The sequence below is a fragment of the Paenibacillus polysaccharolyticus genome (genome assembly GCF_023714295.1).
Classification (GTDB): Bacteria; Bacillota; Bacilli; order Paenibacillales; family Paenibacillaceae; genus Paenibacillus; species Paenibacillus polysaccharolyticus_A.
The window spans coordinates 18,733-43,643 of record NZ_JAMAUN010000006.1; the positions used below are offsets into that span (position 1 = coordinate 18,733).

The 24,911-nt window shown below is 47.0% G+C and carries 18 protein-coding genes; 4 read left to right on the plus strand and 14 right to left on the minus strand.

The features are described 5' to 3' along the window. Positions 1-17: 17 nt before the first annotated feature. From M3629_RS15715 to M3629_RS15735, 5 genes are all read right to left on the minus strand, one after another. Complete coding sequence (locus tag M3629_RS15715) at positions 18-4,943, minus strand: fibronectin type III domain-containing protein (protein ID WP_251508162.1); 4,926 nt, start codon at positions 4,941-4,943, stop codon at positions 18-20. A 587-nt stretch (positions 4,944-5,530) separates the two neighbouring features. Next, the gene (locus tag M3629_RS15720; RefSeq protein ID WP_251508164.1) at positions 5,531-8,152 is read right to left on the minus strand and encodes a DUF2339 domain-containing protein; all 2,622 of its coding nucleotides are present in this window, start codon (positions 8,150-8,152) and stop codon (positions 5,531-5,533) included. Between the two features lie 288 nt (positions 8,153-8,440). Beyond that, positions 8,441-9,757, minus strand: a complete 1,317-nt coding sequence (locus tag M3629_RS15725; RefSeq protein WP_251508167.1) for an MFS transporter — start codon at positions 9,755-9,757, stop codon at positions 8,441-8,443. Between the two features lie 287 nt (positions 9,758-10,044). Further along, on the minus strand, positions 10,045-10,689 hold the full coding sequence (locus M3629_RS15730; RefSeq protein ID WP_251508169.1) for a bifunctional 2-keto-4-hydroxyglutarate aldolase/2-keto-3-deoxy-6-phosphogluconate aldolase: 645 nt from the start codon (positions 10,687-10,689) through the stop codon (positions 10,045-10,047). Positions 10,690-10,975: 286 nt separating this feature from the next. Further along, on the minus strand, positions 10,976-11,773 hold the full coding sequence (locus M3629_RS15735) for an IclR family transcriptional regulator (RefSeq protein ID WP_251508171.1): 798 nt from the start codon (positions 11,771-11,773) through the stop codon (positions 10,976-10,978). Between the two features lie 290 nt (positions 11,774-12,063). Between M3629_RS15735 and M3629_RS15740 the strand changes: the two genes are divergently transcribed. Beyond that, positions 12,064-12,654, plus strand: coding sequence for an AAA family ATPase (locus M3629_RS15740; RefSeq protein WP_251508174.1), 591 nt, complete (start codon positions 12,064-12,066; stop codon positions 12,652-12,654). Positions 12,655-12,830: 176 nt separating this feature from the next. Here the strand turns inward: M3629_RS15740 and M3629_RS15745 are convergent, their stop codons facing one another. Continuing rightward, positions 12,831-13,892: an LCP family protein gene (locus M3629_RS15745; RefSeq protein ID WP_353056752.1), complete on the minus strand. Its 1,062-nt coding sequence runs from the start codon at positions 13,890-13,892 to the stop codon at positions 12,831-12,833. A 112-nt stretch (positions 13,893-14,004) separates the two neighbouring features. On the opposite strand from M3629_RS15745, the gene M3629_RS15750 reads away from it, so the two are divergent. Further along, positions 14,005-14,979, plus strand: coding sequence for an aldo/keto reductase (locus M3629_RS15750; RefSeq protein ID WP_090921474.1), 975 nt, complete (start codon positions 14,005-14,007; stop codon positions 14,977-14,979). 136 nt (positions 14,980-15,115) lie between these two features. On the opposite strand, the gene M3629_RS15755 is transcribed toward M3629_RS15750, so the two are convergent. The 3 genes from M3629_RS15755 to M3629_RS15765 all read right to left on the minus strand — a co-directional run bounded on the left by M3629_RS15755 (position 15,116) and on the right by M3629_RS15765 (position 16,793). Then, a complete protein-coding gene (locus M3629_RS15755) occupies positions 15,116-15,577 on the minus strand; it encodes a MarR family winged helix-turn-helix transcriptional regulator (protein ID WP_090921472.1) in 462 nt (153 codons plus the stop codon). A gap of 143 nt (positions 15,578-15,720) precedes the next feature. Then, a complete protein-coding gene (locus M3629_RS15760; RefSeq protein ID WP_090921470.1) occupies positions 15,721-16,398 on the minus strand; it encodes a TIGR00266 family protein in 678 nt (225 codons plus the stop codon). Further along, entirely contained in the window at positions 16,395-16,793 is a 399-nt protein-coding gene (locus tag M3629_RS15765; RefSeq protein WP_090921468.1) for a winged helix-turn-helix transcriptional regulator, read from the minus strand. Before M3629_RS15765 ends, M3629_RS15760 begins: the two co-directional genes overlap by 4 nt. A gap of 168 nt (positions 16,794-16,961) precedes the next feature. Here M3629_RS15765 and M3629_RS15770 point away from each other — a divergent pair, with 168 nt between their 5' ends. Then, positions 16,962-18,182, plus strand: a complete 1,221-nt coding sequence (locus M3629_RS15770) for an MFS transporter (RefSeq protein ID WP_251508176.1) — start codon at positions 16,962-16,964, stop codon at positions 18,180-18,182. Positions 18,183-18,389: 207 nt separating this feature from the next. Continuing rightward, the gene (locus M3629_RS15775) at positions 18,390-19,232 is read left to right on the plus strand and encodes an aldo/keto reductase (protein ID WP_221790061.1); all 843 of its coding nucleotides are present in this window, start codon (positions 18,390-18,392) and stop codon (positions 19,230-19,232) included. 44 nt (positions 19,233-19,276) lie between these two features. Here the strand turns inward: M3629_RS15775 and M3629_RS15780 are convergent, their stop codons facing one another. From M3629_RS15780 to M3629_RS15800, 5 genes are all read right to left on the minus strand, one after another. Beyond that, positions 19,277-19,456 carry an aspartyl-phosphate phosphatase Spo0E family protein gene (locus tag M3629_RS15780; RefSeq protein ID WP_154889962.1) on the minus strand — a complete coding sequence of 60 codons (180 nt, stop codon included), beginning with the start codon at positions 19,454-19,456 and terminating at the stop codon, positions 19,277-19,279. A gap of 236 nt (positions 19,457-19,692) precedes the next feature. Next, on the minus strand, positions 19,693-21,096 hold the full coding sequence (locus M3629_RS15785; protein ID WP_251508177.1) for a transcriptional regulator: 1,404 nt from the start codon (positions 21,094-21,096) through the stop codon (positions 19,693-19,695). 271 nt (positions 21,097-21,367) lie between these two features. Further along, positions 21,368-22,414 carry a pectinesterase family protein gene (locus tag M3629_RS15790; RefSeq protein ID WP_251508179.1) on the minus strand — a complete coding sequence of 349 codons (1,047 nt, stop codon included), beginning with the start codon at positions 22,412-22,414 and terminating at the stop codon, positions 21,368-21,370. Further along, positions 22,411-23,523: a glycoside hydrolase family 88/105 protein gene (locus M3629_RS15795; protein ID WP_154984308.1), complete on the minus strand. Its 1,113-nt coding sequence runs from the start codon at positions 23,521-23,523 to the stop codon at positions 22,411-22,413. Before M3629_RS15795 ends, M3629_RS15790 begins: the two co-directional genes overlap by 4 nt. Positions 23,524-23,919: 396 nt before the next feature. Further along, positions 23,920-24,888, minus strand: a complete 969-nt coding sequence (locus M3629_RS15800; RefSeq protein ID WP_251508181.1) for a LacI family DNA-binding transcriptional regulator — start codon at positions 24,886-24,888, stop codon at positions 23,920-23,922. Positions 24,889-24,911 lie beyond the last annotated feature (23 nt).

Genomic DNA, 24,911 nt, shown 5'->3' on the forward strand with positions numbered 1-24,911 from the left:
CACATGAACTTCCCTGATTATTGCTTGTCAAAAACGCTATACGTAATGGAGGAACCTCCGCCGGCTTTCGCGCTGAAGCGAATGCTGTTCAATACGCCTGTCCAGGACTCGGCCTTGTTGACCGCTTTATCACTAGTAAACGTAATGCTACCCGGTTTGAAGCTAACAACCGTAATATCTGTCCCTTCAATTCTTCCGGGACCTAATTCTGCCTTGCCCGTCAAGCGTGAAAGATCCTTGACTTCCATAACATTCGGATCATAAGCAACCGTCATGCTATAACGCGTAAAATCCGTTACGTCGCTGGCAGTCAGGCTAAGATCAAATGGCTTACCTTTGGTCATGCGTGCAGTCATCGTATTATTGACGATAAGAGGACTCCAATCTCCGTTGCCTGCAGCATTAATTGTACGAATCCGGTACCGATGCTCCATTCCTTTAGCCGCGCGTCGGTGAACAAAGCTGGCATCGGTCACGGGAGTCTGTACCTGCCCGTCTACCTCTACCTCGTAGTTCCATGCACTTGGCTCTTTGCTCCATGTGAGCGTCACCAGCGAGCCATTGGAACGAACGGCAATGTCGGCAGGTGCTTTGGAGATATCAGGCAAGGTGCGAATCGTGATCAACTCGCTCCAATCCCCTTCAACGGCGTCGGTCTTAGCCCGTACCCGGTAAGTGTGGTTACTATAAGGATCTAGCAACAGATCGGCATATCCGTTAACACCGAATGTACTAACGATGCCACCACCGGCCATCTCTACCTCATAGTCAAGAGAAGCACTCGAACTTGCAGTATTCCAAGACAAGGTAACTGCATCTTTCCCGGCTATAGCCTGAATGCCATCCGGCACAGCTGGTTTGACCGGAAGAGTAGTCACTGTAATCACCTTGGACCAATTGCTGTTCCCTCCCCCACCATTAGCCCGTACCTGCAAAGTATGCGCACTCTCCGCTGTAAGCCCACTCTTTGTAAAAGACAACTCGGTCACAGTAGAGGATTGCCCATCCACCATCACTTCATAATTCACTGCACCTGCTACTGCTTCCCAAGTCAGCGTCATAGCAGTATCTTGCAGACGATATTGGACATTGCCAGGTGAAGGCAATAGATAGGTAGTCTGTGTCATTGGCTCACTCCATGGACCAGTTCCCATCTCATTGACTGCCCGAACCCGATAGGTATGTGTGGTTTGGGGTGCCAGTCCACTAATGCCTGCTGTTGTGGTGTCTCCCGCATTGCTGATGACGCCATCAGCTTCTACCTCGAATCCGGTAGCATCATCCATCGGTTGCCACGATAAGGTCACGGAGTTGTTGGTGCTATCACCTGTAAGTCCAGCTGGAATACCTGGCACATTAGTTGAAGTCATGACCGTAGCACGCACAGACCAACCACTATTTCCCCCGCCGTTGATCGCTCGCAGCCGATACGTATGTTGACTTCCTGGCTGGAGATCCACAGCCTTATATTGTGTCTGCTTGCCAAGCGAAACGATCTGTCCGTCCCATTCCAACTCGTAGCCCACAGCCTCTGCGACATCCTCCCATTGCAACGTGACCGTCCTGGCGGTTGCCTCGCTAGTTATGCCTTTCGGTACTGCTGGAACAGGAAGCAGCGTCCGAATCGTCATTGGCTCACTCCATGAACTAAAGATACCGTTCTCCCCCGCAGCACGAACTCGGTATATATGTACACTGTTAGGGAGCAATCCATTTTGCTGATGAATCAAGCCGTTGACGGATTCTGTGGCTCCAGTTATTCCGTCAGCCTCCACCTCATAGCCAATCGCGCCATTTACAGCATCCCAGGTCAATGTCACACTGTTCGGGGCTGCACTCAATCGCAGTCCGGTCGGAACAGAGAGGCTCTTCTGCACTGGACCGATGCTGGCTCTATTGGAAAGTTCCGTTTCTACACCTTCGGTGTTACGTGCTTTAATTTGAAAAACATATCCCTTGCCACTGGTAAGACCCGAGACTCGTATTTTCTTCAAGCTTGGAAGCGTCATCCATATAGATTGAGCCGTTAATCGACCATCCGTGCCTAGTGTCTTGCCACCTGACAGCACCTGATATTGTGTCTCAGAAGGGTTATCATCGGTTACTACCAAAACAGCCGTTGTGGAAGTAGATGTTGTAGCACCCAGAGATGGCGTTGAGGCTTTTGTATACACATCTATAGGTTGTGCACTAGGTAACCCCGAATTGGTGCTGTCCTTAAAATCGGCGAATACTGTGTATTTCCGGTTCGGTTGCAGATTACGATAGGTATAGCTGGCCGGGCTAGGCAGCCAAGCCGTAATAAAGTTTCCCAAAGTAAATCGAAGCGTATCCGCCGTGTTGCTAGTCGTTCCATTCATCGTAATTGTCGTATTCGTAGAGTCGGCCTGAATATTGGTACGAGACTCCTGATTGAACACTTGAAACGATACCGTTGTTTTTACTGTTTGAGTGCTGTTATTAGCTGTAAAGGTTAATGTATGTGCACCGTTACTCAGGCCAGCCAGTTTCGCCGTCTCAAAGGAAATCAGGTTGTCCCCTGAGCTAAGTACCACCGATTTCCTTTCTCTCGCTGTGGTCTCACTGTCTATTGCGTATTCTACTAAAACAGGCGTTCCAGATGAGCCGGATAGATGGACTTTGGGTGTCATATATTCACTATTAGTCACAAAAATAGGCTTGCTGGACATACTAATCGATTCTGAGCCAAGTTGACTGTTAGTGTTTGAACCCCACGCTTTCACCGTTTCGTCGTCCATTAACGCTAGGACAGAATCTCCCTTTTCTGCAAGTTGCATTACTCCATTTAATCCTTGAACCAGGATCGGATTCTGCTCTGAGGTCATATTTCCGATGCCCAGTTGTCCAGCATTATTACTCCCCCACGCTTTCACGGTACCATCGTTCATTAAGGCCAACGTATAAAAACCACCCGCTACTAGTTGCTTCACTCCTCTTAAACCTTGTACAGAGACTGGACTCGCTTGCTGAGTCGTATATCCGATGCCCAGTTGTCCAGCATTATTACTCCCCCACGCTTTCACGGTACCGTCGTTCATTAAGGCCAGTGTATGATTGCTACCCACTACTAGTTGACTTACTCTTCTTAAGTCCGATACAGGTAATGGACTCTGCTGCTGAGTCGTACTTCCGATGCCCAGTTGTCCATAGACATTATTACCCCACGCTTTCACGGTACCATCGCTCATTAAGGCCAGCATATAACTACCGCCCGCTACTAATTGGCTCACTCCTCTTAAGCCTTGTACAGGTAATGGACTCGGCTGCTGCGCCGTATGTCCGATGCCCAGTTGTCCATAGTAATTATTCCCCCACGCTTTCACGGTACCATCGTTCATTATGGCAAACGTATGATTACTATCCGCTACTAATTGGCTCACTCCACTTAAGCCTTGTACAGGTACTGGACTCGACTGCTGCGTCGTATTTCCGATGCCCAGTTGTCCATAGTAATTATAGCCCCATGCTTTCACGGTACCATCATTCATTAAGGCCAGCGTATGATTACTACCCGCTACTATTTGCTTCACTCCACTTAAGCCTTGTACAGGTACTGGACTCGACTGCTGCGTTGTATTTCCGTTGCCCAGTTGTCCATAGTTATTAGAGCCCCACGCTTTCACGGTACCATCGTTCATTAAGGCCAGCATATGATAACTACCCGCTATTAATTGCTTCACTCCACTTAAGCCTTGTACAGGTACTGGACTCGGCTGCTGCGTCGTATTTCCGTTGCCCAGTTGTCCATAGTTATTAGAACCCCACGCTTTCACGGTACCATCGTTCATTAAGGCCAGCATATGACTACCGCCCGCTACTAATTGGCTCACTCCTCTTAAGTCCGGTATAGGTACTGGACTCGGCTGCTGCTTCGCACTTCCAATGCCCAGTTGTCCATCGACATTATTACCCCAGGCTTTCACGGTACCATCGTTCATTAAGGACAGCGTATGGCTACTACCCGCTACTAATTGGTTCACTCCTCTCAAGTCCGGTACAGGTACTGGACTCGGCTGCTGCGTCGTATTTCCGTTGCCCAGTTGTCCATAGTTATTAGAGCCCCACGCTTTCACGGTGCCATCGTTCATTAAGGCCAGCGTATGATTACTACCCGCTACTAATTGCTTCACTCCACTTAAGCCTTGTACAGAAACCGGACTCGGCTGCTGCGTCGTATTTCCGTTGCCCAGTTGTCCATAATCATTATTACCCCATGCTTTCACAGTTCCATCGTTCATTAAGACCAGCGTATGATTACTACCCGCTACTAATTGCTTCACTCCACTTAAGCCTTGTACAGAAACCGGACTCGGCTGCTGCGTCGTATTTCCGATGCCTAGTTGTCCATAGACATTATTACCCCATGCTTTTACGGTACCATCGTTCATTAAGGCCAGCGTATGGTTACTACCCGCTACTAATTGCCTCACTCCACTTAAGTCCTGTACAGGTACTGGACTCGGTTGCCGAGTCGTATTTCCGATGCCCAATTGTCCAGCATTATTATTACCCCACGCTTTCACGGTACCATCGTTCATTAAGGCCAGCATATGACTACCGCCCGCTACTAATTGGCTCACTCCGCTTAAGTCTGGTACAGGTACAGGACTCAGTTGCTGAGTCGCACTTCCGATGCCCAATTGTCCATAGTAATTATTACCCCACGCTTTCACGGTTCCGTCGTTCATTAAGGCCAGCGTATAACTACCGCCTGCTACTATTTGCTTCACGTCAGCTAAACTCGATACGAAAACAGGATTGGACTGCTGCGTCGTATTTCCGATTCCCAGTTGTCCATTTGAATTTCCTCCCCACGCCTTGACTATTCCATCACTTGTTATGATGAAGGAAGAGTTCGAAGTACTCCCTGAAAAGACAGCAGCCATTCCTTGCATCTCTGCAAGATTCGCAGTCATAGTCATTGGAGTATCAGCCCAGGCTACCGAGCCGTAAGAATTCATTCCAAGAAGCAAACATAATATCATTAAAATAGAGCTAACCTTCCGCATCACGCCACCCCGAATTTACCAAAATTTATAGTTTCCCATGTTATTACATACTCACGTTAGCAATCAAAATTCGGCTGCTCCCCATGTTCCTTCCATCACCCGCCCATATCAGAATAAATCCGAAAAAATAAACCTTACCAGGAACATGGCACCAATTGTTGTTATCCCCTACCCTTCGACATGAATAGGCACATAGTACCAAAAACATATAGTCGAATACTGTCGATTTTTGTAAGTGAATTATATTTATTAAATAAGGTTTCTAAAACATCCAAAACATTGAATTTCCTCCTATATCCCTTAGATATCCAAGCCCTTTTTAGGGAAATACTTGAAGTACTATTTGCTATGATTTCTATCCGTAAAAAAAAGAAATGGCACGGGACTTTGTTCCCATACCATTCCAGATTCCAATTTTAATTATAGAAGTTAAATAACCTACCATTTAGTAGAGCAAACAACCATACAATAGACTATTAATTTAGATCAAATCGTTACCATCAACCCTTTTCATCATCTGAATCATTAGATTCACCTGATGTACTTATATCGAATTCCTTCGAGTCTTTACTCCCCTCAACCTTCGCCTGAATCTCCTCCATCCGGCTGGATACCTTCTGATACAGATACGAAATACCCAGTAGCAACAGACCAAAGCTGAAATACGCGATGATTTTACTGCCCGCCGTCAACAGACTGACATCGTAGAACACCATCTTGCCTGTGGCGAACAGCGTCAAACCCAGACCGAGACGGCGGATCATGACATATTTTCGACGGAACCCGTACGCGATATAGAGAATAGCCAGCACCAGGTAGATCAAGCTGAACATCAGTCCTACGTCGCCCCACTGGAACTGAATGGTCAGGAACACGGTGATGACGCCGAGCAGGTAGATTCCCGCAATAACGGGATACCACTCGACACTTTTGAACTGACCACGAATACCCGCAATGAGCAGGTCTCGGCCCGCGAAGAATACACCCACGTTGAAAATAATAAGCACAATCAGTCCGACAATCTCGGCTACCGTATGTTGCTCTACACCTGGCTGCAATGCAGGCATTGTTAAGGTAACAGCCAGTGCAATACAGCATCCGATGCCATGCAAGAAGAGTGTATATCCCCGCAGGAATGGATCACGAAGCAGCTTCACTTTGCCCAGTCCATACGCCAATGCAATCGTCAGCGCAGCAAACATAAGCAGCTTGTAAAACATGTATAACAGGAAGGTTTCATCCACGGCTCTGACATACAGTTCGTTGGATTCGTAGAGTACGTATAACCATACGTTCACGAGGGTTACGTACCTGAATGCATCCAGGAAACCGCGCTCCCATGGAGCATAGTTGAATCGCCTTCCCATTCCTTCGGAGGCGTTTCCGCGCAGTGCCCAAGCATAATACAGCGTAATGAGCAGGGTACCTAGCGTAATACTGGAGTATTTTAACATGAAATACGATTGTTCCCCTACAAAGAATAAGGACAGTAGATCATACTGCACAAAGATTACAATACACAGTAGCACGATGCCCCAGCCCGCACGCTCCACTGCCTTGAATTTTCTGAAATGTCCAAACGTAACAAGCAAGACACCTTCAATCAGCCAGCCCATCGACAGCCATTTCGAACCAAACTGGAACGGAACAAACAGAATGGTAAAGGTGAGTGACGTAAGATAAAAAAGTAGAATGGTCTGCTTCTCCTGCGCCATATGTCGCTGAACCAACCTCGCAAGCCCGAGATAGACGAGTGCAAAAATAACTGCAAGCAAGCCCTGTGCATCATTCCAGCCCGCCGCATCAAGCAATACATATAAAACAAGACAACTCAGGCTCGTATTCATCGCTAATAAGGCAAAATCCCACCAAGTCAGCTTCACCCGATGTTTAAACGGATACGCAAGCGTAATACCCAGATACAGAGCAAACGTCACCACAGAATACAGCATACCTACCTGCTCACTTGGCGATAGCCACAGCAGAATGAGCATAGATGGCGCGTGGAACAGGAAGCTGATGTAATGCACCACCGGCCAGCGCTGCCAAAAGGAAATCAACACAATGATGCCATTCAACAATAACAGATAGATCATAGCGATATAGACCGCTGTGCCTTCCAGTCCAAACGTAAACAGGTACGAGAAGAAAGGCAGATACCCGCCTACCAGACCAAAGGAGCAGATCGTCTTCGACTGATATCGCAAGGACAGCAGGACGGACACCGACGACACCAGCACGGATAAACCCAGACCTGTATACAGCCCGATAATATGCAGCAGGAAATAACTGTAGAATATCGAACCAAACAGCACAGATATACCTCCGCCGAGCAGTCCCATTGCAAATGTTTTCTGTTTCCGGCGGAACAGCCACTCACCGCCCACAAGCATCAATATGCCAAGCAGGAAAAAGCCCGCGCCCTTCATCTCATCGCTAAACCACGTTGAATACGAGTACCGGAAGGCTGCGCCAACCCCCAGAATCAGGAGCAGGATCGCCACCTTGTTAATCCAGCTCAGCCCGATCCGCATCTCCATCCGGTTTTGCTTGATCCGCCGCTGGATCGTCTCTTCGCTCAGCTCCTCCTCCGCCATCTGCTCATAACCATGCTGCAGCTGCTCCCGCACAGCCTCGGCTCTCTCCCATACCGCCTGTTTGTGTGATTCGATACGTGCATTGACCTCGGTTGCCAGATAGGCAATCCGCTCCTTCATCTCAGCCGCATCCTCTTGCAGATGCTGGGAAGCCTGATTGAAGAGAGTATTCAGATTAGACTTGGTTCGGTGTTCCAAATCACTGATCTGGTCATTATGTACTGCTGTTTTCCCTTGAAAATATGTCTCCATCTTCTCCCGGGATACCCGGATCAGATTCAGCTTCTCGTCCAGCATCTGCTCGGACAGTGCCATGCGAAGACGCGCATTCTCCTCTTCCATCTGGCGTGCACGCAGTTCAAGCTGCTGCAGCTTAAGCTTCTGGGCTTCGGTCTGCTCCAGCAGCTGTTCATTACGTACAATGAGATCATCCGACTGGTATTCTTGCAGCAGCGCCTGATATTCCTTCGCCAGCTGTTTCTGCTGCGCCTGAACCTGCTCAAGCCGATCCTTAAATTCCTTCATGGACTTCCTCCATTGGTTGTCATAAGATGTTTCCCTAAATTTTACTATACTTATGTCAAAAATAGAGGTTTTCATGATAATTTTCCATCCGTTGCACTTCTGAGCTTGCGATATAAAAAAAACACCAGCACTCCAGATCTGCGATATTACAGATGCCAGAAGATGCTGATGCTTATTTATTGAAGCTGTATACGTTGAATAAAAGATTTTACACAACCCGCTTCGATGACAGACCAACCTTTCTCTACTATAGAAGGCAGTAAGAAAGTAATTTTCCTTCTAGCCGTCTTAGGGAGTCGGTTTAGGGATTGGTTTTTTCAAAAATACACCGTAGGATAAAGCCCCCAGCAGCAACAGCCCTGCGCCCAGCAAAAATACGTTATTAAAGCTGCCTGTCGTGTCCAAAATGTATCCGGTTACAACAGGAGCAAGCGCAGCACCCAGAAATCCGCCAAAGTTCTGTATCGCACCCAAGGAGGCTACTTGTTCACCCGGAGCAATGTCTGCAGCCAGTGTCCATATGACACCTGATGGCAGCTGCGAAGCAAAGTAACCTACAGACAATAAAACGATGCTTACCACCGTACTGTCGATAAACGGGATAGGCGCTACCGACGCTGCGGCCAGAATCGCTCCACCAACGATAGGAACCTTACGTGAGGTCACTACATTTACACCTTTTCGAATGAAAAAGTCCGAGATTAACCCGCCCAGCAGTACGCCGATTATGCCGGCTACGAACGGAATCGATGCAATCCAGCCCGTCTCCTTCAGCGTAAAGCCCTGCTCCTTCTCCAGATAGCTCGGCAGCCATGTCAGGTATACCCAGATCGTAAACATAATGCCGAAGTTTCCGATGATCATAAACCAGGTGCTTTTGTGTTTGAACAAAGAACCCCAGTTTGCTTTGGGAGCATCAGCGGCTTTTGCTTTTTCCGTACCTGTGCTCTGTTCAGCTGCAGCCTCCGGCCCTTTGATCAGCTGCTTTTCGGCAAATGTCGGATCACGATACACCTTAAGCCAGATCAGCATAATAATCAGACCAATGACGCCGACAAAAATAAACATCCCTCTCCACGTCATCGTCAACATTAGAACCGTCAAAAGCGGCGGTGCGATCGCATTCGCGATCTGTGATCCCGTGTTAATTATCGAGGTTGGCAGTCCACGCTCACTCTTGGCAAACCAGCGCTCGGTTACCTTCAGACCGGAGGTGAAGAAAGGAGATTCGGATACACCCAGCAGCATACGCATCGCGTATAACAGGGAGTATGTATTGGTGAACGCACTCAATATGGTTGCCGCAGACCACAGCCCAGAAGCCCAGGCAAACATCTTTTTGGGTCCAAACTTGTCCACGAGCCAGCCCGCTGGCAGATTAGCCAATGCATATGGCCATAAAAAGGCGGATAACAGCAATCCCATTTGCGTGGAAGACAGTCCGAATTCTGCTGCTATCGTTGTATTTGCAATGCTTAGATTAGATCTGTCCAGATAGTTTACAACGGCACCCAGGAGCAATAATAAAATGATGCCCCATCTCAAACCTACTTTTGGTGCCTGAGGTACCGAAGCAGGGGATGGCGATGTTTTTAACGTTGCCATGGAAGTCACTCTCCTTAACATTTATAAATACTAAATTACTCAAATTATATAAAATGAATAAATATGGAAGTGAAAGATTCGAACAAGCCCTGCTACTCCCGCGGTAAAGGGAAGGTTCCACTGAAGTATACGTTTTCATAACTGGGTAAAACCTCTTTATCCTGCTGTCCCAACAAACTCCAGACTCTCGTCCCCCTGCTTGCTCACAACGACCAGCTTGGCGCAGCCCCTGATCGCTGTGAACTTCGTTTACACGTGCACGGGTTATCTGATCTGCTTGGAGCCGATTAGCGCGCAGCAGCTACAGCTTGCAGAAAATCTTCCGCAGCCTTCGTTACTCGTCCGTAATCACCGGAATCCTTGGCCGCTTTGGTGATATAACTGCCGACACCAACGCCAACACAGCCAGCCGCAAGCCACTCATGCACATTTTGCGGTGTAACTCCACCCGTAGGCGCAATCGCAGCTTGAGGCAGAGGCGCAGACATCGCTTTAACATACTGGGGCCCTACCGCTTCTGCCGGGAACAGCTTTACGATATCCGCTCCTGCTTCAAGCGTCTCTACGATCTCCTTGGCAGTGAACGCCCCACTAACGGTTACCGCCTGGTAACGGTTAGCCACCTTGATCATATCCGGGTTGAGTTGAGGACTTACCAGCATCTCTGCTCCAGCCAGTATAGCAGCTCGCGCCGTCTCCCCATCGAGAATTGTACCTGCACCGATCAGAATACCTTGGGAAGCATATTTACGTGATAAAATCTTGATAACATCGAGTGCTCCCGGTACACTCATCGTAATTTCGAGTGCCCGGATTCCTCCTGCAATTGCTGCTTCTGCAACGGATAGTGCCTCTTCTTCACTTTCTGACCGAATAATGAGTACAATGCCGGTTTCGGCAATGGTATTCAAGTTCTCCAGCTTACGCCACATATCTGTATCCCCCTTAACTCATATGTCTATATACGTTAGACTACAGCTTTTACACCATCCACTCCGATGACAGAATAACCTGGAGAGTAGCGGTTATCCCCAGATTTTTACGATTCCCTTTCCAAAGGGGAAAATCCGGTGAACAGCGTATGCTTCCGATGTAGCTTTCTTGCAGAAAGCTTTCAGGCGACCGCTTCGCTTTTTCAGGTTTTTCCTGTCCTCTCCGTTCACGTGTAAATAAATAGTTCAACTTATATAGTTTCTATTAATCTGCACTTCCATAAGCCTACTCTTGTCTTTGCGGATACAAGCGATCACCGCTGTATCCCAGCTGACCGGAGAGCTTCCACGCGGCTTCTTTAACCAGCTTTACAATGCTGGCCTCACGTTCCGGGGTCATGCCGGAATACATGCTAGCCACACTGATTGCAGCCACAGGCTCGTCCCACTGATCGTAGACAGCAGACCCGATGCAGTACATCTCCAGATGATCCTCACGGTCATCAATCGAATAACCGCGCTCACGAATCTCCTGCATATCCTGCAAAATATCGGGAACCGTCACTTTAGAGTAGGATGTGCGCGAAGGAATCTCGCCGTCTCCCAAAATCTCCAGCACCTTGCTGGTCGGAAGAGCTGCAAGCAACGCCTTACCCAGCCCGGTAGTATGCATATAACGGCGGGAGCCCAGCTTGGCTGTTGGACGCATCACCGAATAACTCTCCGCTTTGTCCAGATATACGATCCGTCCCTTGTCCTCAATGCCAAGAAAGGCCGTGCTGCCTGTCTGGCGATTCAATTCCTGAAGCAAAGGCCGGGCCATATGGGGAACACCCATATTGGACAAATAAGCCATACCTGTCTCAAACACCGCAATTCCCAGGCGATATGTCTTGAGACGTGCATCGTCCATTTCAATAAAACCTTTGTGCAGCAAGGTCTGAACGAGTTCAAAACCGCTGCTCTTAGGCATATTCATTTGTTTGCATATTTCATTCAGTGTTAACGGAGCACCACTCTTGGCAAATAAAACGAGTAAATCTGCTACACGCTCCGCAGATTTATTCATGCGAATATTGTCCATGTTATCTCCTTCAAATTCTTCGACGTCGAAGTTCGCATATGTGAACTTATTTCACATCACCGAACGATGCCCTCATTATAGATCAGCCATTCCGAAAATATCAACCGCTTTCCTAAAATTTTTTTTCTGATTTCTTTTTCCCAAAAAGGGATTGTTTTTCTGAGAGAAACCGTTTACTCTAGAAGCAAATGTTCACCAACACGAATCTGGTTCGTATATGCGAACTATTTAGAGAGTAAAATTCATTTACGATCGATTATGATCCTGATATTCTGTAGGGGGAATTGCGCATGAAACCTGTACTGATTTTCCTAATCGGCTCCGCTGGCTCGGGTAAATCAACCATTGGCAAGAAGCTGGCTACCGAGCATCACTTTTGTTACTTGGATAAAGATGTTTTGTGTAACACGTTTACGGGCAAACTTCTGGAAACGCAAGGATATTCACCTCATGATCGTGACGGCAACACCTATTACCGCGATATCGTGATGGATCTGGAGTACGAAACGTTACTCAACGTGGCCAACGACAATCTGCAACTGGGCAGATCGGTTATTCTGGACGCGCCTTTTGTTGGTTATTTTCATAAAAGCGATTACATTGACGGGTTGGTTTCCAAATACGGATGGGAACAGGTCACTCCTGTTGTGCTTCGGGTCGATGTAAAGATGGACGTGCTTGAACAGCGCTTGCGAAATCGAGGGTTGGAGAGGGATAGATGGAAGCTGGAGCACTGGAATTCTTTTGTTCAAGGATTGAAATCCAACGTCTGTACGTGGGACAATATACAGCTGATCTCTGTAGATAACAGTTCAGAGGAGCTGGATCTGGAACAGCTGACTTCACAGCTGCCTTTAGCTGTAACCTCTCTTGGTTCTTAGCGTCTTAATCTAAGCAAAAAAATATAGACCTGGCACCGGGTTTAATACCCATAACCATACCTGTACGGTAAAAAAAGAAAAGTACACAGAGAGCAAGCGCCCTGCTGTGTACTTTGGTGTTTTTTATCTTATCATCAGCAAGGCGCGAAGCCCCACTGCTCCACACCGCTGCCAATCTAGCTTTTATCTGCTGCATCGCTTTTCTTTGCTGTGCCACTTTCATCCGTCGATTCCGGCTCAATCAATTGCGTTGTATTCGGATCTAACCAGCTCTTAATCATACCGCGCACATAAGTCAGATCTTCATCAGACAGATCATAATACCACGTACCGCTGCGCATCTTCCCATCGCCTTTCAGCATGTAATTGCTGATAGTTGGAATGCTGTCCTTCATATATAGAGACTCGGCAAAATTCACAATAAAGTCCGATTTCATATTTGTTGTAAAATTCGATCCGGCAATCTTGATGATGTCCGGGATTTTGGTCAGATTTTTGACCTCCATCGCACGATTCATGAAGCTACTTAGGAAAATCCGGTGACGCATCGTACGGTTGAAATCGGAATCTTCCCGATAACGCACATATCCCAGCGCCTCTTCGCCGTTATAGATCGGTTTGTTAGCTTGCACGAACAGCTTCTCATGCGCTTTACTTTTGTTCTCAATGTCTTTCTTAATTGGCAACTCCACGCCGCCCACCGCATCAACAATATCCTTCAAACCGTGAAAGTTAATCGCAGCATAGAAATCCACTTTGTTTTCCAGCAGCTTCTCCACCGTATCCATCGCCATTTTGGCTTCGCCGTGGGCATAAGCCGAGTTGATCTTGGACTTCACATCACGACCCACAATTTCGGTATAGGAGTCACGCGGAATGGATAACAATAACACTTTATTATCCTCTGGACGCACGACAGAATAGATGATCGTGTCCGAACGGCTTGGCTCATTATCCCGCTGGTCAATGCCCAGCAACAACAATGAAAAAGGATCGGTATGTTGAACAACAGGCGCATCCTTATCCCCTGCGGCTTTATACGAATCATCCAAAGCTTCCTTCACCGTACCTGAGGCGAACAGGTTAAATGCCAGCACAACGAGCTGTTTCTGATAGATGAATCCGATGCCTCCGAGCACAATCAATAAGCTCAGTATGATGATAAGGGGCTTCTTCCATTTTTTCTTCGGTTTCTTCGGCTTCCGTCTAGTTAAATGTGCAGCACTGTTTTCCATCATATCTCCTTTAGTTGCGGTTTCTTCATTCATTTAACTATATTAATAACACGTTTTCAATAGATTACGTTATAATCGGCTATACAAATACTGGACACCAAAGGAGCGATGAGAGATGGAGTATCGACGTTTAGGCAACAGCGGTCTGCGCGTATCTGCACTCGGTCTGGGCACAAATGCATTTGGCAAAAGAGCCGATCAAGCCGCTTCAACCCGTATTCTTCATGCAGCACTGGACCGTGGCATCAACTTTATCGACACCGCCAACATCTATGCTGGCACAGAATCAGAACGAATTATCGGACAGGCACTGGCCGGTCGGCGGGAAAACGCTGTGCTTGCAACCAAAGCCGGTTTGCCCCGGCATGATGGTCCCCATGGGCGCGGTTCCTCGCGCTACCATCTACAGCAAGAGCTGGAACATAGCCTGCGGCGTCTGCAGACGGATTATGTTGATCTGTACCAGATCCATACCTTTGACCCGCATACCCCGCTGGATGAAACCCTGCGCACGCTCGACGACATGATTACGTCCGGCAAAGTGCGCTACATCGGCGCCTCCAATTACGCCGCCTGGGAGCTAATGAAAGCCCTCGGCATTAGCGAGATGCGCGGATATGCGCGGTATATCTCCACGCAAACCAGTTACTCGCTCGCCGATCGAACACCTGAGAACGAACTCGTTCCGCTGTGTCTCGATCAAGGTGTAGGCATTATCCCGTATTTCCCTCTGGCTGGCGGTATCCTGACGGGAAAATACAATGGACAAGCCAGTATTCCGTCTGGCTCCAGAGCAGATACCGACCCGTCGTTCAACCGCTTCTTGCTGGAACACAATATTCGGCTAAGCGAGCAGGTAAGTGCCAAGGCAGAGGCCGCCGGTTGCTCTCCAAGTACACTATCCCTCGCCTGGCTATTAACTCGTCCGGCCGTATCCACCGTAATTGTAGGAGCCACGCAGACGGAGCAGCTGGAGCACAATCTGGCCAGCCTCGATCTCAAGCTTTCGGGTGAATTGCTGACTGAACTGGATCAGCTGAGCGAGGATTTCCGTTATGGCCAGCCATTCGCATCCTACAGACTGGATTAGATTTTAATGACAAATAAACCTTCCAACCTTACATGGTTAGGGAGGTTTATCCATTTTTCGTCATTTTTCGCGCAAGATATATCATGAATCCACTTCATGCAAACGAAAGCATGATAAGTAAAAGTAGTATTTCGTATTATTGTTCTGCTCTGTGCCTGATGAATTCTTGCATGATTTCCATATAACCCTCTTTACGATCCGCGAGAAGTTCGAAGAAGTTTTTATCCGATTCCTCCACGAGATTCATGCCTTCAATCGCCAGCCTTGTGCCTTCCGGTGTTGTCGTAATGATATTCGCCCGTGTATCCGTCTGATGACGCTCACGCTTAACGTAACCTCTTTTTTCGAGGGCTCGTAACACTTGGGAGGTAACATTAACGTCTACATTGGCAAAATGAGCAATCTGTACCTGGGTAACTCCCTTGCCTTCCAAGTCACGCTCATTAAGCCATAAACAAGTATGCAATAAAATAAATTGGGGCTGTGTCAGATCAAGGGGCTCTAATACCCTGCGCACTTCCTTCTGCCACATCGTTGTTACCTGCCATAACAGATATCCGGGACTATCTTGCGGATTCGTGTATCGTGAGCTTTTCATTGTTCTACCTCCGTGATGTACGATCTTGTGCAACAGAGATGTATGTATATATCATACATGGTATAACGAATCTGTTATAATAACGCTTCGAAATACACTTCCGTTGCATCTCTATTCATTCATCTATGAAATAATATAACGATTTATCGTGTAGGAATAAACTGTTTTATCCATTGACCAAATCCCTGCGGATTTCGACTCTGAATCAAGATGGTGCCCTCTCCTCGAAAACGGCAAACCAACCCTTCCCCACTCGTCACACTGGACAACCAGCCTTGGGATGCTTTTTCGATGCGATAATCAACGTAATGAGGCCAAGCCACCAAGTGAGCATTATCGACAATAATCTCTTCGCCAGCAGCCAATTGTATAGGATGTATCGCACCATATGAGGACAGAAACACAGTGCCTCGTCCACTGATTTCAATTATAAAGAAGCCTTCTCCGGAAAAAAGACCTTTTTTCAGATTCTGCATTTTGGTATTCACCTGAATGCCTTCTGTTCCTGCCAGAAATCCGTCTTTCTGTACATAGAGAGAGTACGAGCCATCCAGTTCTACAGCCTCCACACTGCCCAGAGTTGATGGAGATAACAAAATCTCCGCGCTTCCCCCGGCGGCCGTCAATTCCTGAAAGAAAAATTTCTCTCCACTCAGCATACGGCCAAATCCGGCGAGCATACCGCCTTCTGCTGATCCTTTGAGTTCAACGGTAGGCGACATGGACACCATGGCTCCACTTTCAGCCTTGAAACGCTCTCCACGCTGTAAATCTACCTTAAGCATAGCAAATGCGCCGTCGTATAGAATTTCGTATTTCACGGTTTCATCAGCTCCCTGTCATTGTCGGTAGTAAAGTCATTGAGTCCATTATCCTCCAGCACGGCTGCTTTGTCGCCATATTCCTTGATGATATGCTGGTCACCCCAATTACATAGTGCGGTCAGAATGGGCTCTAAACTCCGGCCGTATTCACTCAATTCATACTCTACCTTGGGTGGCACCTGATTGTACACGATTCTTTTTACAATACCGTCATTCTCCAGCTCCCGTAGTTGCTGCGTTAACATCTTTTGGGTGATTGCGGGCATGATACGCTTCAGATCACTGGTTCGTTTCTTTCCATGTGTCAGGTGACAGAGAATAACACATTTCCATTTGCCGCCAATAACCTCCAGCGTTGCTTCGACCGAGATATTATATTTTTTGCGCTCCATCGTTGTCTTCCTCCCTGATGCATCTATGATTTGCTTCCGTTCATGCTAATGTACAGGCACCAAAAAGTACGTAGGGTACTAAAAAGTACGTACTGTTCATGTCATACCGAATAATTCATAATAGCATTTGCCGGTAAGCAAATCTACATTCTAGGAGTTGAACAGGACATGCATCATGAGACAAAACACAGCACTTGGGCGCTACTGGCATTAGCAATCAGCGCTTTCGCAATCGGTACGACGGAGTTTATCAGTGTAGGACTCTTGCCACTGATCGCAAATGATCTTCATATTAGTGTATCTTCAGCAGGGCTGACCGTTACCATATATGCTCTGGGTGTGATGTTCGGTGCACCGATTCTAACATCACTTACATCGGCTATATCACGCAAAACGTTGCTGCTCGCGATCATGTTGGTTTTTATTGCCGGTAACACCCTGGCATCATTATCCACCGGGATTACTGTACTTCTTATCGCACGGGTGATATCTGCTCTCGCACATGGCTTGTTCATGTCGATTGGCTCCACCATAGCAGCTGATCTGGTACCAGAAGGCCGCAGAGCAAGTGCTATTGCCACGATGTTCTCGGGACTGACCATTGCAACGGTAACCGGTGTGCCTATCGGTACATTCGTAGGCCAAAATCTTGGCTGGCGGGCAGCCTTTATCCTGATTGCAGCTGTTGGCATCCTTGCCCTGATCGCTAACCTCTTGCTTGTGCCCTCAACGTTACAACGTGGTACACGTACACCCTTTCGGGATCAGGTGAGACTCGTAACACGCGGTCGTCTGATGCTTGCTTTTATCATCACGGCTGTAGGCTATGGAGGCACATTTGTCGTGTTCACATACTTGTCTCCGCTATTGCATGACATCAGCGGTTATTCGGATCAAACGATCGCTATCATTCTGCTGTTGTACGGTGTGGCCATTGCCATTGGTAATATGATTGGCGGTAAAGCAGCCAACCGCAAGCCATTGAAGTCACTTCTTGTCATGTTCATTGTACAAACGATCATCCTTGGCATCCTGTATTTCACCGTTCCATTCAAATGGGCTGCACTGGTGACCATTATGGGCATGGGCTTGCTTGCTTTCATGAATGTACCTGGCCTTCAAGTCGTTGTGGTTACACTCGCAGAAAAGTTTGCACCGCAAGCTAAAGATGTCGCGTCAGCTTTTAATATTGCTGCGTTTAACGGGGGGATTGCTATAGGTGCCTATCTGGGCGGAGTCGTGAATGACTCCATCGGTTTGATCCATACCACATGGGTCGGTGCATTAATGGTGCTCATTGCGGCAATCCTGACAATATGGGCGCAACATCTTGAACAGCAGGTTACGACAAACTCAGACAGGTTGGAACCAAACCCTGTTAAGGTCTGATCTAGAAGAAAAGCACCTTTCTCGTTATAGATCAGAGACCGCTCGAATCCGTATCCAGCCTCATATTATATATCGACAGACTATATACGTTACTATATAGGTTGGGCGTTATTTGATCTAGTATGATTTAATTTTGTATCATGAATTGTTGGCAATATCACTTTAAATGGAAATATAAACAGATTTCAAGGAGGATTTCTCATGACAATAGCAAAAAATCTACAATCGACTACAACATTGCATAACGGTGTTCACATGCCTTGGTTTGGCCTAGGCGTATTCAAGGTCGAAGAGGGATCAGAACTGATTGAGGCGGTGAAAAGTGCAATCAAACACGGTTACCGCAGTATCGACACAGCAGCGATCTACGGCAATGAAGCAGGAGTTGGACAGGCCATCGCTGAGGCATTGCAAGAAAACGGGTTAAAGCGCGAAGACCTCTTTATTACCTCTAAGGTATGGAATGCTGATCTTGGATATACGGAAACACTTGCCGCATTTGATACCACGATGAACAAGCTGGGACTGGAAGTTCTCGATCTATACCTGATTCACTGGCCCAAAGCCGGCAAATACAAGGGTGCTTGGAAAGCCATGGAGGAATTGTACGCAGCAGGCCGAATCCGTGCAATTGGCGTAAGTAATTTTCAAATTCATCACCTGCAAGATCTGATGCAGGATGCACAAGTGAAACCGATGGTCAACCAAGTGGAGTACCACCCGCGTCTAACGCAGGAGGATTTAAAATCATTTTGTAAGCAGCATGGCATTCAGCTTGAAGCCTGGTCACCGTTAATGCAAGGCGAATTGCTGGACAACGCGGTACTCACGGAGATTGCTACATCCAAGAACAAGTCTGTCGCTCAAGTCATCCTACGCTGGGATCTGCAAAATGGCGTCGTGACCATCCCGAAATCCACGAAAGAGCATCGGATTATCGAAAATGCTGACATATTCGACTTTGAGCTGTCCACTAAGGAGATGGAACGGATCAACTCGTTGAACGAGAATGTGCGCGTAGGTCCGGACCCGGATAACTTTGATTTTTAAAACTTAAAAACTACATCTCTAAACCGTCAAGCAAAGTCGATTGTTCATCCATCGGCTTTGTTTTTTGTTTCATCCTCTTCGTTAAACTGGTTAATCAGTTTATCCAGGATCACGGACTGCCTGATTACCTCAGGGTGTAGAAATCCGTTATGTTCCTTCGCCAGTTCATGCAGCCGTCTTCTAGCCCGCTCTATTCTCAACTGTATAAGCATGCTTCTTTTCATCAAATTCAGCCCCTCTGAACTATTTTAGAATTTGATGTCAGATAATAGAATATTACTTTAAAGGCACAAAAAATATTTAGAAATAAAAAAAGCGTTTCCTCAAATTAGAGAAACGCTTCCCTTATTCTAATGAACCTACATTATACAGTCCCAACGATCTCTCAAGTAGGTTTTAAGTACCCCACCCGTGCCCCATTGTATTTACAATAATAGGGATAGACTCAATAATAGCAAAACTACATAGCACCAAGCAGTATAACATTTTTTTTAGCATTGAGTTGATACACCTCTCTTGATAGTTTTTTAAATATTTCCTTTGCTGCAGCATCTGCGAAATCTCTATACTGCTCAAAAAGGGACATACAAGTAATTATATTCTTTCCACTATTTATTATAATTGATAACTTCAAAGCTTCTAATGTAAGATTTACCGCAGAAGTAAAATCTTTGTTTTCGTTGAATCGATATATGGCTAGATCAGTTAAGAAATGCACATAGCTCTCTTTCAAAATTACAGATTGATATTCACCAAACTCCGTTTTCTCCGATTGATAGGGTATATATGCTGAAAAACGATTCAAAATCCTGTCGATATTGAAATGATACAAGTTCGCCGCCTTAGTAATGTGCAGTACAGCAATGAATATTTCATCTTCGTGTAATGCTATATAATCCGTGTACTCTTGTAGAACATCCACTTCTCCAGACATCAATCGATACATGAGTGTGTTGGCATCAGCCCACTCTGTAAATTGTCCAATTATCCGTGCGGCTTCTTCGTCTTTCTCTTGTATCCAACTCTCACCGTGTGCATATAAAGCCACAAATTCTAAAGCTCTCTTATAGTCTCCACATTCCTCACTAGCCGTGGCTCGAGCCAGATAGGCATATAAAATATAATAATATATAGGTCGCCCTGTCAGTCTTTTTACCTCCGATGGCCGCACTGAGCGGCATTGTAAATCATATTGTATCGTTGCGATCCGGTGCATTTCTTTAGCTAATGTATCCACTTTCCCCCACTTATGAACCATTCCAAAAACATGCATTAGCTGCTTTAACGCTTCAAGCTGATTGGTTTCATCGAGACGATTAACATATGTCTCAAATTGGGTAGCTACTCGGACATTTTCCTCAATGTCTTCTCCTAGTTCAATTAAAAACAAACGGTACTGACACATTGCAAGACGTTCAGAATGCTGGTACTTTTCTGCCTCACACACACCTCTATATAAAATTGCCGCAGCCAAATGTTTGTTATTCTCGAATAATTCTTCAGCTATATCAAATAATATTGGAACATAAGAAAGATCTTCTAGAATACGAATCGTGACTTGCCGGATACAATCTACCCGATTAAAATCTGCACACCGAAATATAAATGGTCGAATACGTCTGATGGAAACTAGAAACGAAAAACATTCCTCTATGTAATCATTAAAAAAATAATCTTCTGGTAATCCCATTCCATATGTAATTGCTGTAAGTTGATTCATAGATATAGGTCTATTTCCTTGTAATATGCGGCTGAGCGTCCCTGAATTTATACCTGATGTCAAAGCAAAGTGAGAGTGTTTAATATGATTATCCTCTATGTGTTGCATCAGTTTCTCGCGAATTGAATTTGTCCACCCCATCATACTCACCTCCACAAAATACAAAAAATAGGTTAAAAAACCATATATATCTATACTAATTAAGAATCAACCATTGGTCAACAACAAATGTATCATCTAACAACTTCTTTTCAAAAGGGAGCTGCCTCAGTCCATTGTCCATTGAAACGCCTGGCGAGGTTCTTGGAGTGAACAAGCACCAAAGAGACTGTGTATAAATTCCTGATCGAATTTAGACACAGTCTCTGCTTTTTTTCAAACCACAGACAGATAGAAGGATCGTACATCCTTCTATTTAGTTGAATGGCTTCCAGCCATCCTCCCCTGACAGAACGAGGGACAACGCATACTCGGCTGCTTCTTCCTCCGTCAGTATGTGAGACCAGGGCACGCGCACATCTGCATGTCCGGCTCCTGGCCCGGCACTTTTATATTCGGCGTAATTAACCGTGGTTTCCGCTTCGACCTTGTTCCAGTTATGCCAGCCTTCCCGTTTCACATGTGCACCCAGCCAGCAGTTCAGGAAACAGACTTTGGAATGATTACGCCACGGCCTGCCCAGATACACCGATTGCGGAGGGGCATTACTGGTCAGATCACATTCGACAAACACATATCCGTAACGAACATCCTCTGGTGTAGAAGCCGCTGTAATCCAGCCATTCACATGTCCTTCTGCAACCTCCGCTTCCGTCAAGCGACTCTTCGTGAAGATCTCACAACCCTTGAACACAACCGTAGCCGAGCCAAAAATAAAGTCGATATCCCCTTCGATATAACAATCCTCGAAGTACTGTCTTAACTTCCTGCGCTCGGCACCGTCACGAGGCCCACCGAAATAACTGCGGTCCAGCGGTTGCTCAGGCAATGGTCCAGTAAAGATCGTATCCTGATGACCGATAAAACGGCATCCGCGGAACACAGCACGATCCCCATCCACATAGACTGCTAGCGCCTGTCCTACCTCGCTACCTGGCCCAGCCGAGTTCACGAAAGAGATGCCTTCCGCCTTGAAATCATCAGCCCCGATAAACGCTGTGTACGAATGGAATGTATGATACTGTGAACCGTCGGGAAATCGCTTGAGTGCATGGTCATCATAGGTGATAATCGTCTGCTCGGCGCCCTCACCAATCAGATGGATGCCCGGCTTATCCATGTGCAGCTTCTCAACATACACGCCTGCCTTCACTCGGATCGGAAGGCCTTGAGTACCATGATCTGGATGAGCATCCACTGCCGCCTGAATGGTTGTATAATCTCCTGATCCGTCAGAAGCAACCGTAATACAGGGAGTAGATGACTCCAACACGAGATCCGCTGCCGAGCGTTGCTCCGTCATGGCAAACGCTCCATTTCCAGTGCGGCCAGCAACAACGGAGCAACTCCCATAAAGGAATCGCTTACAATAGCCTCGCTAACATAGTAACTGTACGAGCCATCACGATCCAGACTCAATCCCGCTCCGTGGCAGATGCCGTTCAACCGAACGCCTTCAGTGGTCTCCTCCATTAACTTGGACGTAAGCCCTTGCCACCCTTTTTCCGCCGCAGTTCTGAAGTGAGGTTCCAGATAACGCAAACGTACACCTTTCGCAATTGCATATACAAACATGCTTGAGCCTGAAGCTTCCAGGTAGTTTCCTTTGCGGAATCCTTGATCCAGCACCTGGAACCATAGTCCGCTCTCCTGCTCTTGTACTCGTACCAAGGCGTTACACATCCGCTCAAAGATACCAATAATCGTACCCCGTTTAGGATGATTCAGCGGGAAATGTTCGACACTATCCACGATGGCCATGGCATACCAGCCCATAGCTCGGCTCCAGAAGTGCGGGGAACATCCAGTCAGGGAATCTGCCCAGATCTGCTCCTTCGATTCATCCCAGCCATGGTATAACAATCCGGTACGTGGATCACGTGTCTGGCGCTCGACCAGCAGAATCTGATGAGCTACTTCGTCAAATAACTCTGGCCGCTGAAACGTCTTCGCATATTGGGAGAGAAAAGGAGAAGACATGTACAGTCCATCCAGCCACATCTGGAACGGATAGATTTTTTTGTGCCAGAAGCCACCCTCGGATGTACGAGGCTGCCCTGCGAGCTGCGCTGCGAGCAGATGAGCAGCTTCTGCGTAGCGCCCATCCTCGGCATCATCAAGTAATGCAAACAGGTTCTTCCCTTGATTAATCTGATCCAGATTATATTCTTCCAGGGAGTAGGTTCCGATAGATCCATCTGGCTGTACATACAGATCCATATGTCTTTTCATAAAATCGATATATTCCTGCTTGCCGTATTCTTCTCCTGTTCGTGCCATAGCCATTAACGTCATGCCTTCCACGTATGCCCATCGTCCTGAAGGGAATGCATGGAAACCATCCTCGTTACATTGCTGCATAATCGTTGCTGCAATTCGCTCAGACCAGGATAACTGCGTCTGTACCTGCATCGCGTTACCTCCTAGTAGTTTGTATTGGTTCGAATACAATAACGTGCATCGAATCTGTTACTAGCCACTGCTCTCATTCTACTCATTCGTTCTAAGCTATAATTTGAACTAAAGATGTTTACACGCTTACTCCAATGACAGAACAACCTTCCAATCGATGTTATCACCAGATTTTTTTCGATTCCCTTTTATTAAAGGGAAAATCCGGTGATAAGCGTAGGCTTTCGATGTAGCTTTCTTGCAGAAAGCTTTTAGGCGAACGCTTCACTTTTTCAGGTTTTTTCTGTCCTCTTCGTTGGTGTGTAAAATAATAACCCAACATGGGATAGTTCTTCATTCAATTATACATTCACTTACTACTTTTAGAGCTGAACTAGCTTTCTATAAAAGCCGGCATTACTGCCGGCACGTTGCTGTTGAATTACGCAGATTCAGCTTCGGCTGGATGACAACCGGTACATCCACCCGCTCGTCACGAATCAGGGATACGATGAGCTCTGCCGCCTGAGCGGCCAGTTCATCCAGTGGTGGACCAATGGTGGTCAATGCCACTTCGGCATACTGCATATCCGGCAGATCGTCGTAACCGATAATCGAGATATCACGCGGCACGCTGTAGCCGGCTTCGAGCAACGCCCGAAGTGCTCCCCGTGTCACAAGGTTGTTCAAGCCGATAAATGCCGTGGGAGACTCCGCTCCAAACGTATAGTTCCGGATCGCGAAATACCCGTCCTCCCACGAAGAATGCGCAGGCAACACATCTTCCTCATTAAAAGCCAGCCCTGTGCGTTGCAAGGCTTCCCGATAACCTTCCAGCTTCACATGCTGCGAGTTACCGATGAATCCAATTCGGCTGTGACCGAGTGACTTCAGATGCTCCACGGCCTTGTACAGCCCCTCCTTACGATCAATCTTGATGTAAGGAGAATTCGGGGCTTCATCTGTACCGAGTACAAAACACGGCATGTTCAGGGTCGCAAACTTTTTCCAAAATGCATCCCGATTGTCCAGCGCATAGTCCCACAAAATACAACCATCGACACGCAGCTGGCTGAACACGTCCACCCCGTCATCGGCCACAACCAGAATCATCTGATATCCTCGCTTCTTCAGTTCGGTATGCAGGCTACCCGAAATGTTGGAGAACAATGGATTGCTCAGTTCGTCCAGCACAAAACCGATGATATTGCTTCTGCCGGTGGAAAGCTGCCGGGCCAGCATATTTTTCCGGTATTGGTGTTTCTCCGCTACCGCGAGCACCTTCTGCTTGGTCGCCGGTTTGATCCGGGGATCATCATTCAGCGCTTTCGATACCGTGCTGTAGCTCACCCCCGCCAGTTTGGCAATATCTTTAATGGTAATCAAATTGAATCAACACCTCTCATATG

Excerpts from the sequence above, each read along its gene's own strand:
- M3629_RS15720 (WP_251508164.1), bottom strand. The coding sequence starts at position 8,152 with ATGAAGGAATTTAAGGATCGGCTTGAGCAGGTTCAGGCGCAGCAGAAA.
- M3629_RS15730 (WP_251508169.1), bottom strand. The coding sequence starts at position 10,689 with ATGTGGCGTAAGCTGGAGAACTTGAATACCATTGCCGAAACCGGCATT.
- M3629_RS15755 (WP_090921472.1), bottom strand. The coding sequence starts at position 15,577 with ATGAAAAGCTCACGATACACGAATCCGCAAGATAGTCCCGGATATCTG.
- M3629_RS15740 (WP_251508174.1), top strand. The coding sequence starts at position 12,064 with ATGAAACCTGTACTGATTTTCCTAATCGGCTCCGCTGGCTCGGGTAAA.
- M3629_RS15725 (WP_251508167.1), bottom strand. The coding sequence starts at position 9,757 with ATGGCAACGTTAAAAACATCGCCATCCCCTGCTTCGGTACCTCAGGCA.
- M3629_RS15750 (WP_090921474.1), top strand. The coding sequence starts at position 14,005 with ATGGAGTATCGACGTTTAGGCAACAGCGGTCTGCGCGTATCTGCACTC.
- M3629_RS15765 (WP_090921468.1), bottom strand. The coding sequence starts at position 16,793 with ATGGAGCGCAAAAAATATAATATCTCGGTCGAAGCAACGCTGGAGGTT.
- M3629_RS15770 (WP_251508176.1), top strand. The coding sequence starts at position 16,962 with ATGCATCATGAGACAAAACACAGCACTTGGGCGCTACTGGCATTAGCA.
- M3629_RS15780 (WP_154889962.1), bottom strand. The coding sequence starts at position 19,456 with ATGAAAAGAAGCATGCTTATACAGTTGAGAATAGAGCGGGCTAGAAGA.
- M3629_RS15735 (WP_251508171.1), bottom strand. The coding sequence starts at position 11,773 with ATGGACAATATTCGCATGAATAAATCTGCGGAGCGTGTAGCAGATTTA.
- M3629_RS15745 (WP_353056752.1), bottom strand. The coding sequence starts at position 13,892 with ATGATGGAAAACAGTGCTGCACATTTAACTAGACGGAAGCCGAAGAAA.
- M3629_RS15785 (WP_251508177.1), bottom strand. The coding sequence starts at position 21,096 with ATGATGGGGTGGACAAATTCAATTCGCGAGAAACTGATGCAACACATA.
- M3629_RS15795 (WP_154984308.1), bottom strand. The coding sequence starts at position 23,523 with ATGCAGGTACAGACGCAGTTATCCTGGTCTGAGCGAATTGCAGCAACG.
- M3629_RS15715 (WP_251508162.1), bottom strand. The coding sequence starts at position 4,943 with ATGACTATGACTGCGAATCTTGCAGAGATGCAAGGAATGGCTGCTGTC.
- M3629_RS15790 (WP_251508179.1), bottom strand. The coding sequence starts at position 22,414 with ATGACGGAGCAACGCTCGGCAGCGGATCTCGTGTTGGAGTCATCTACT.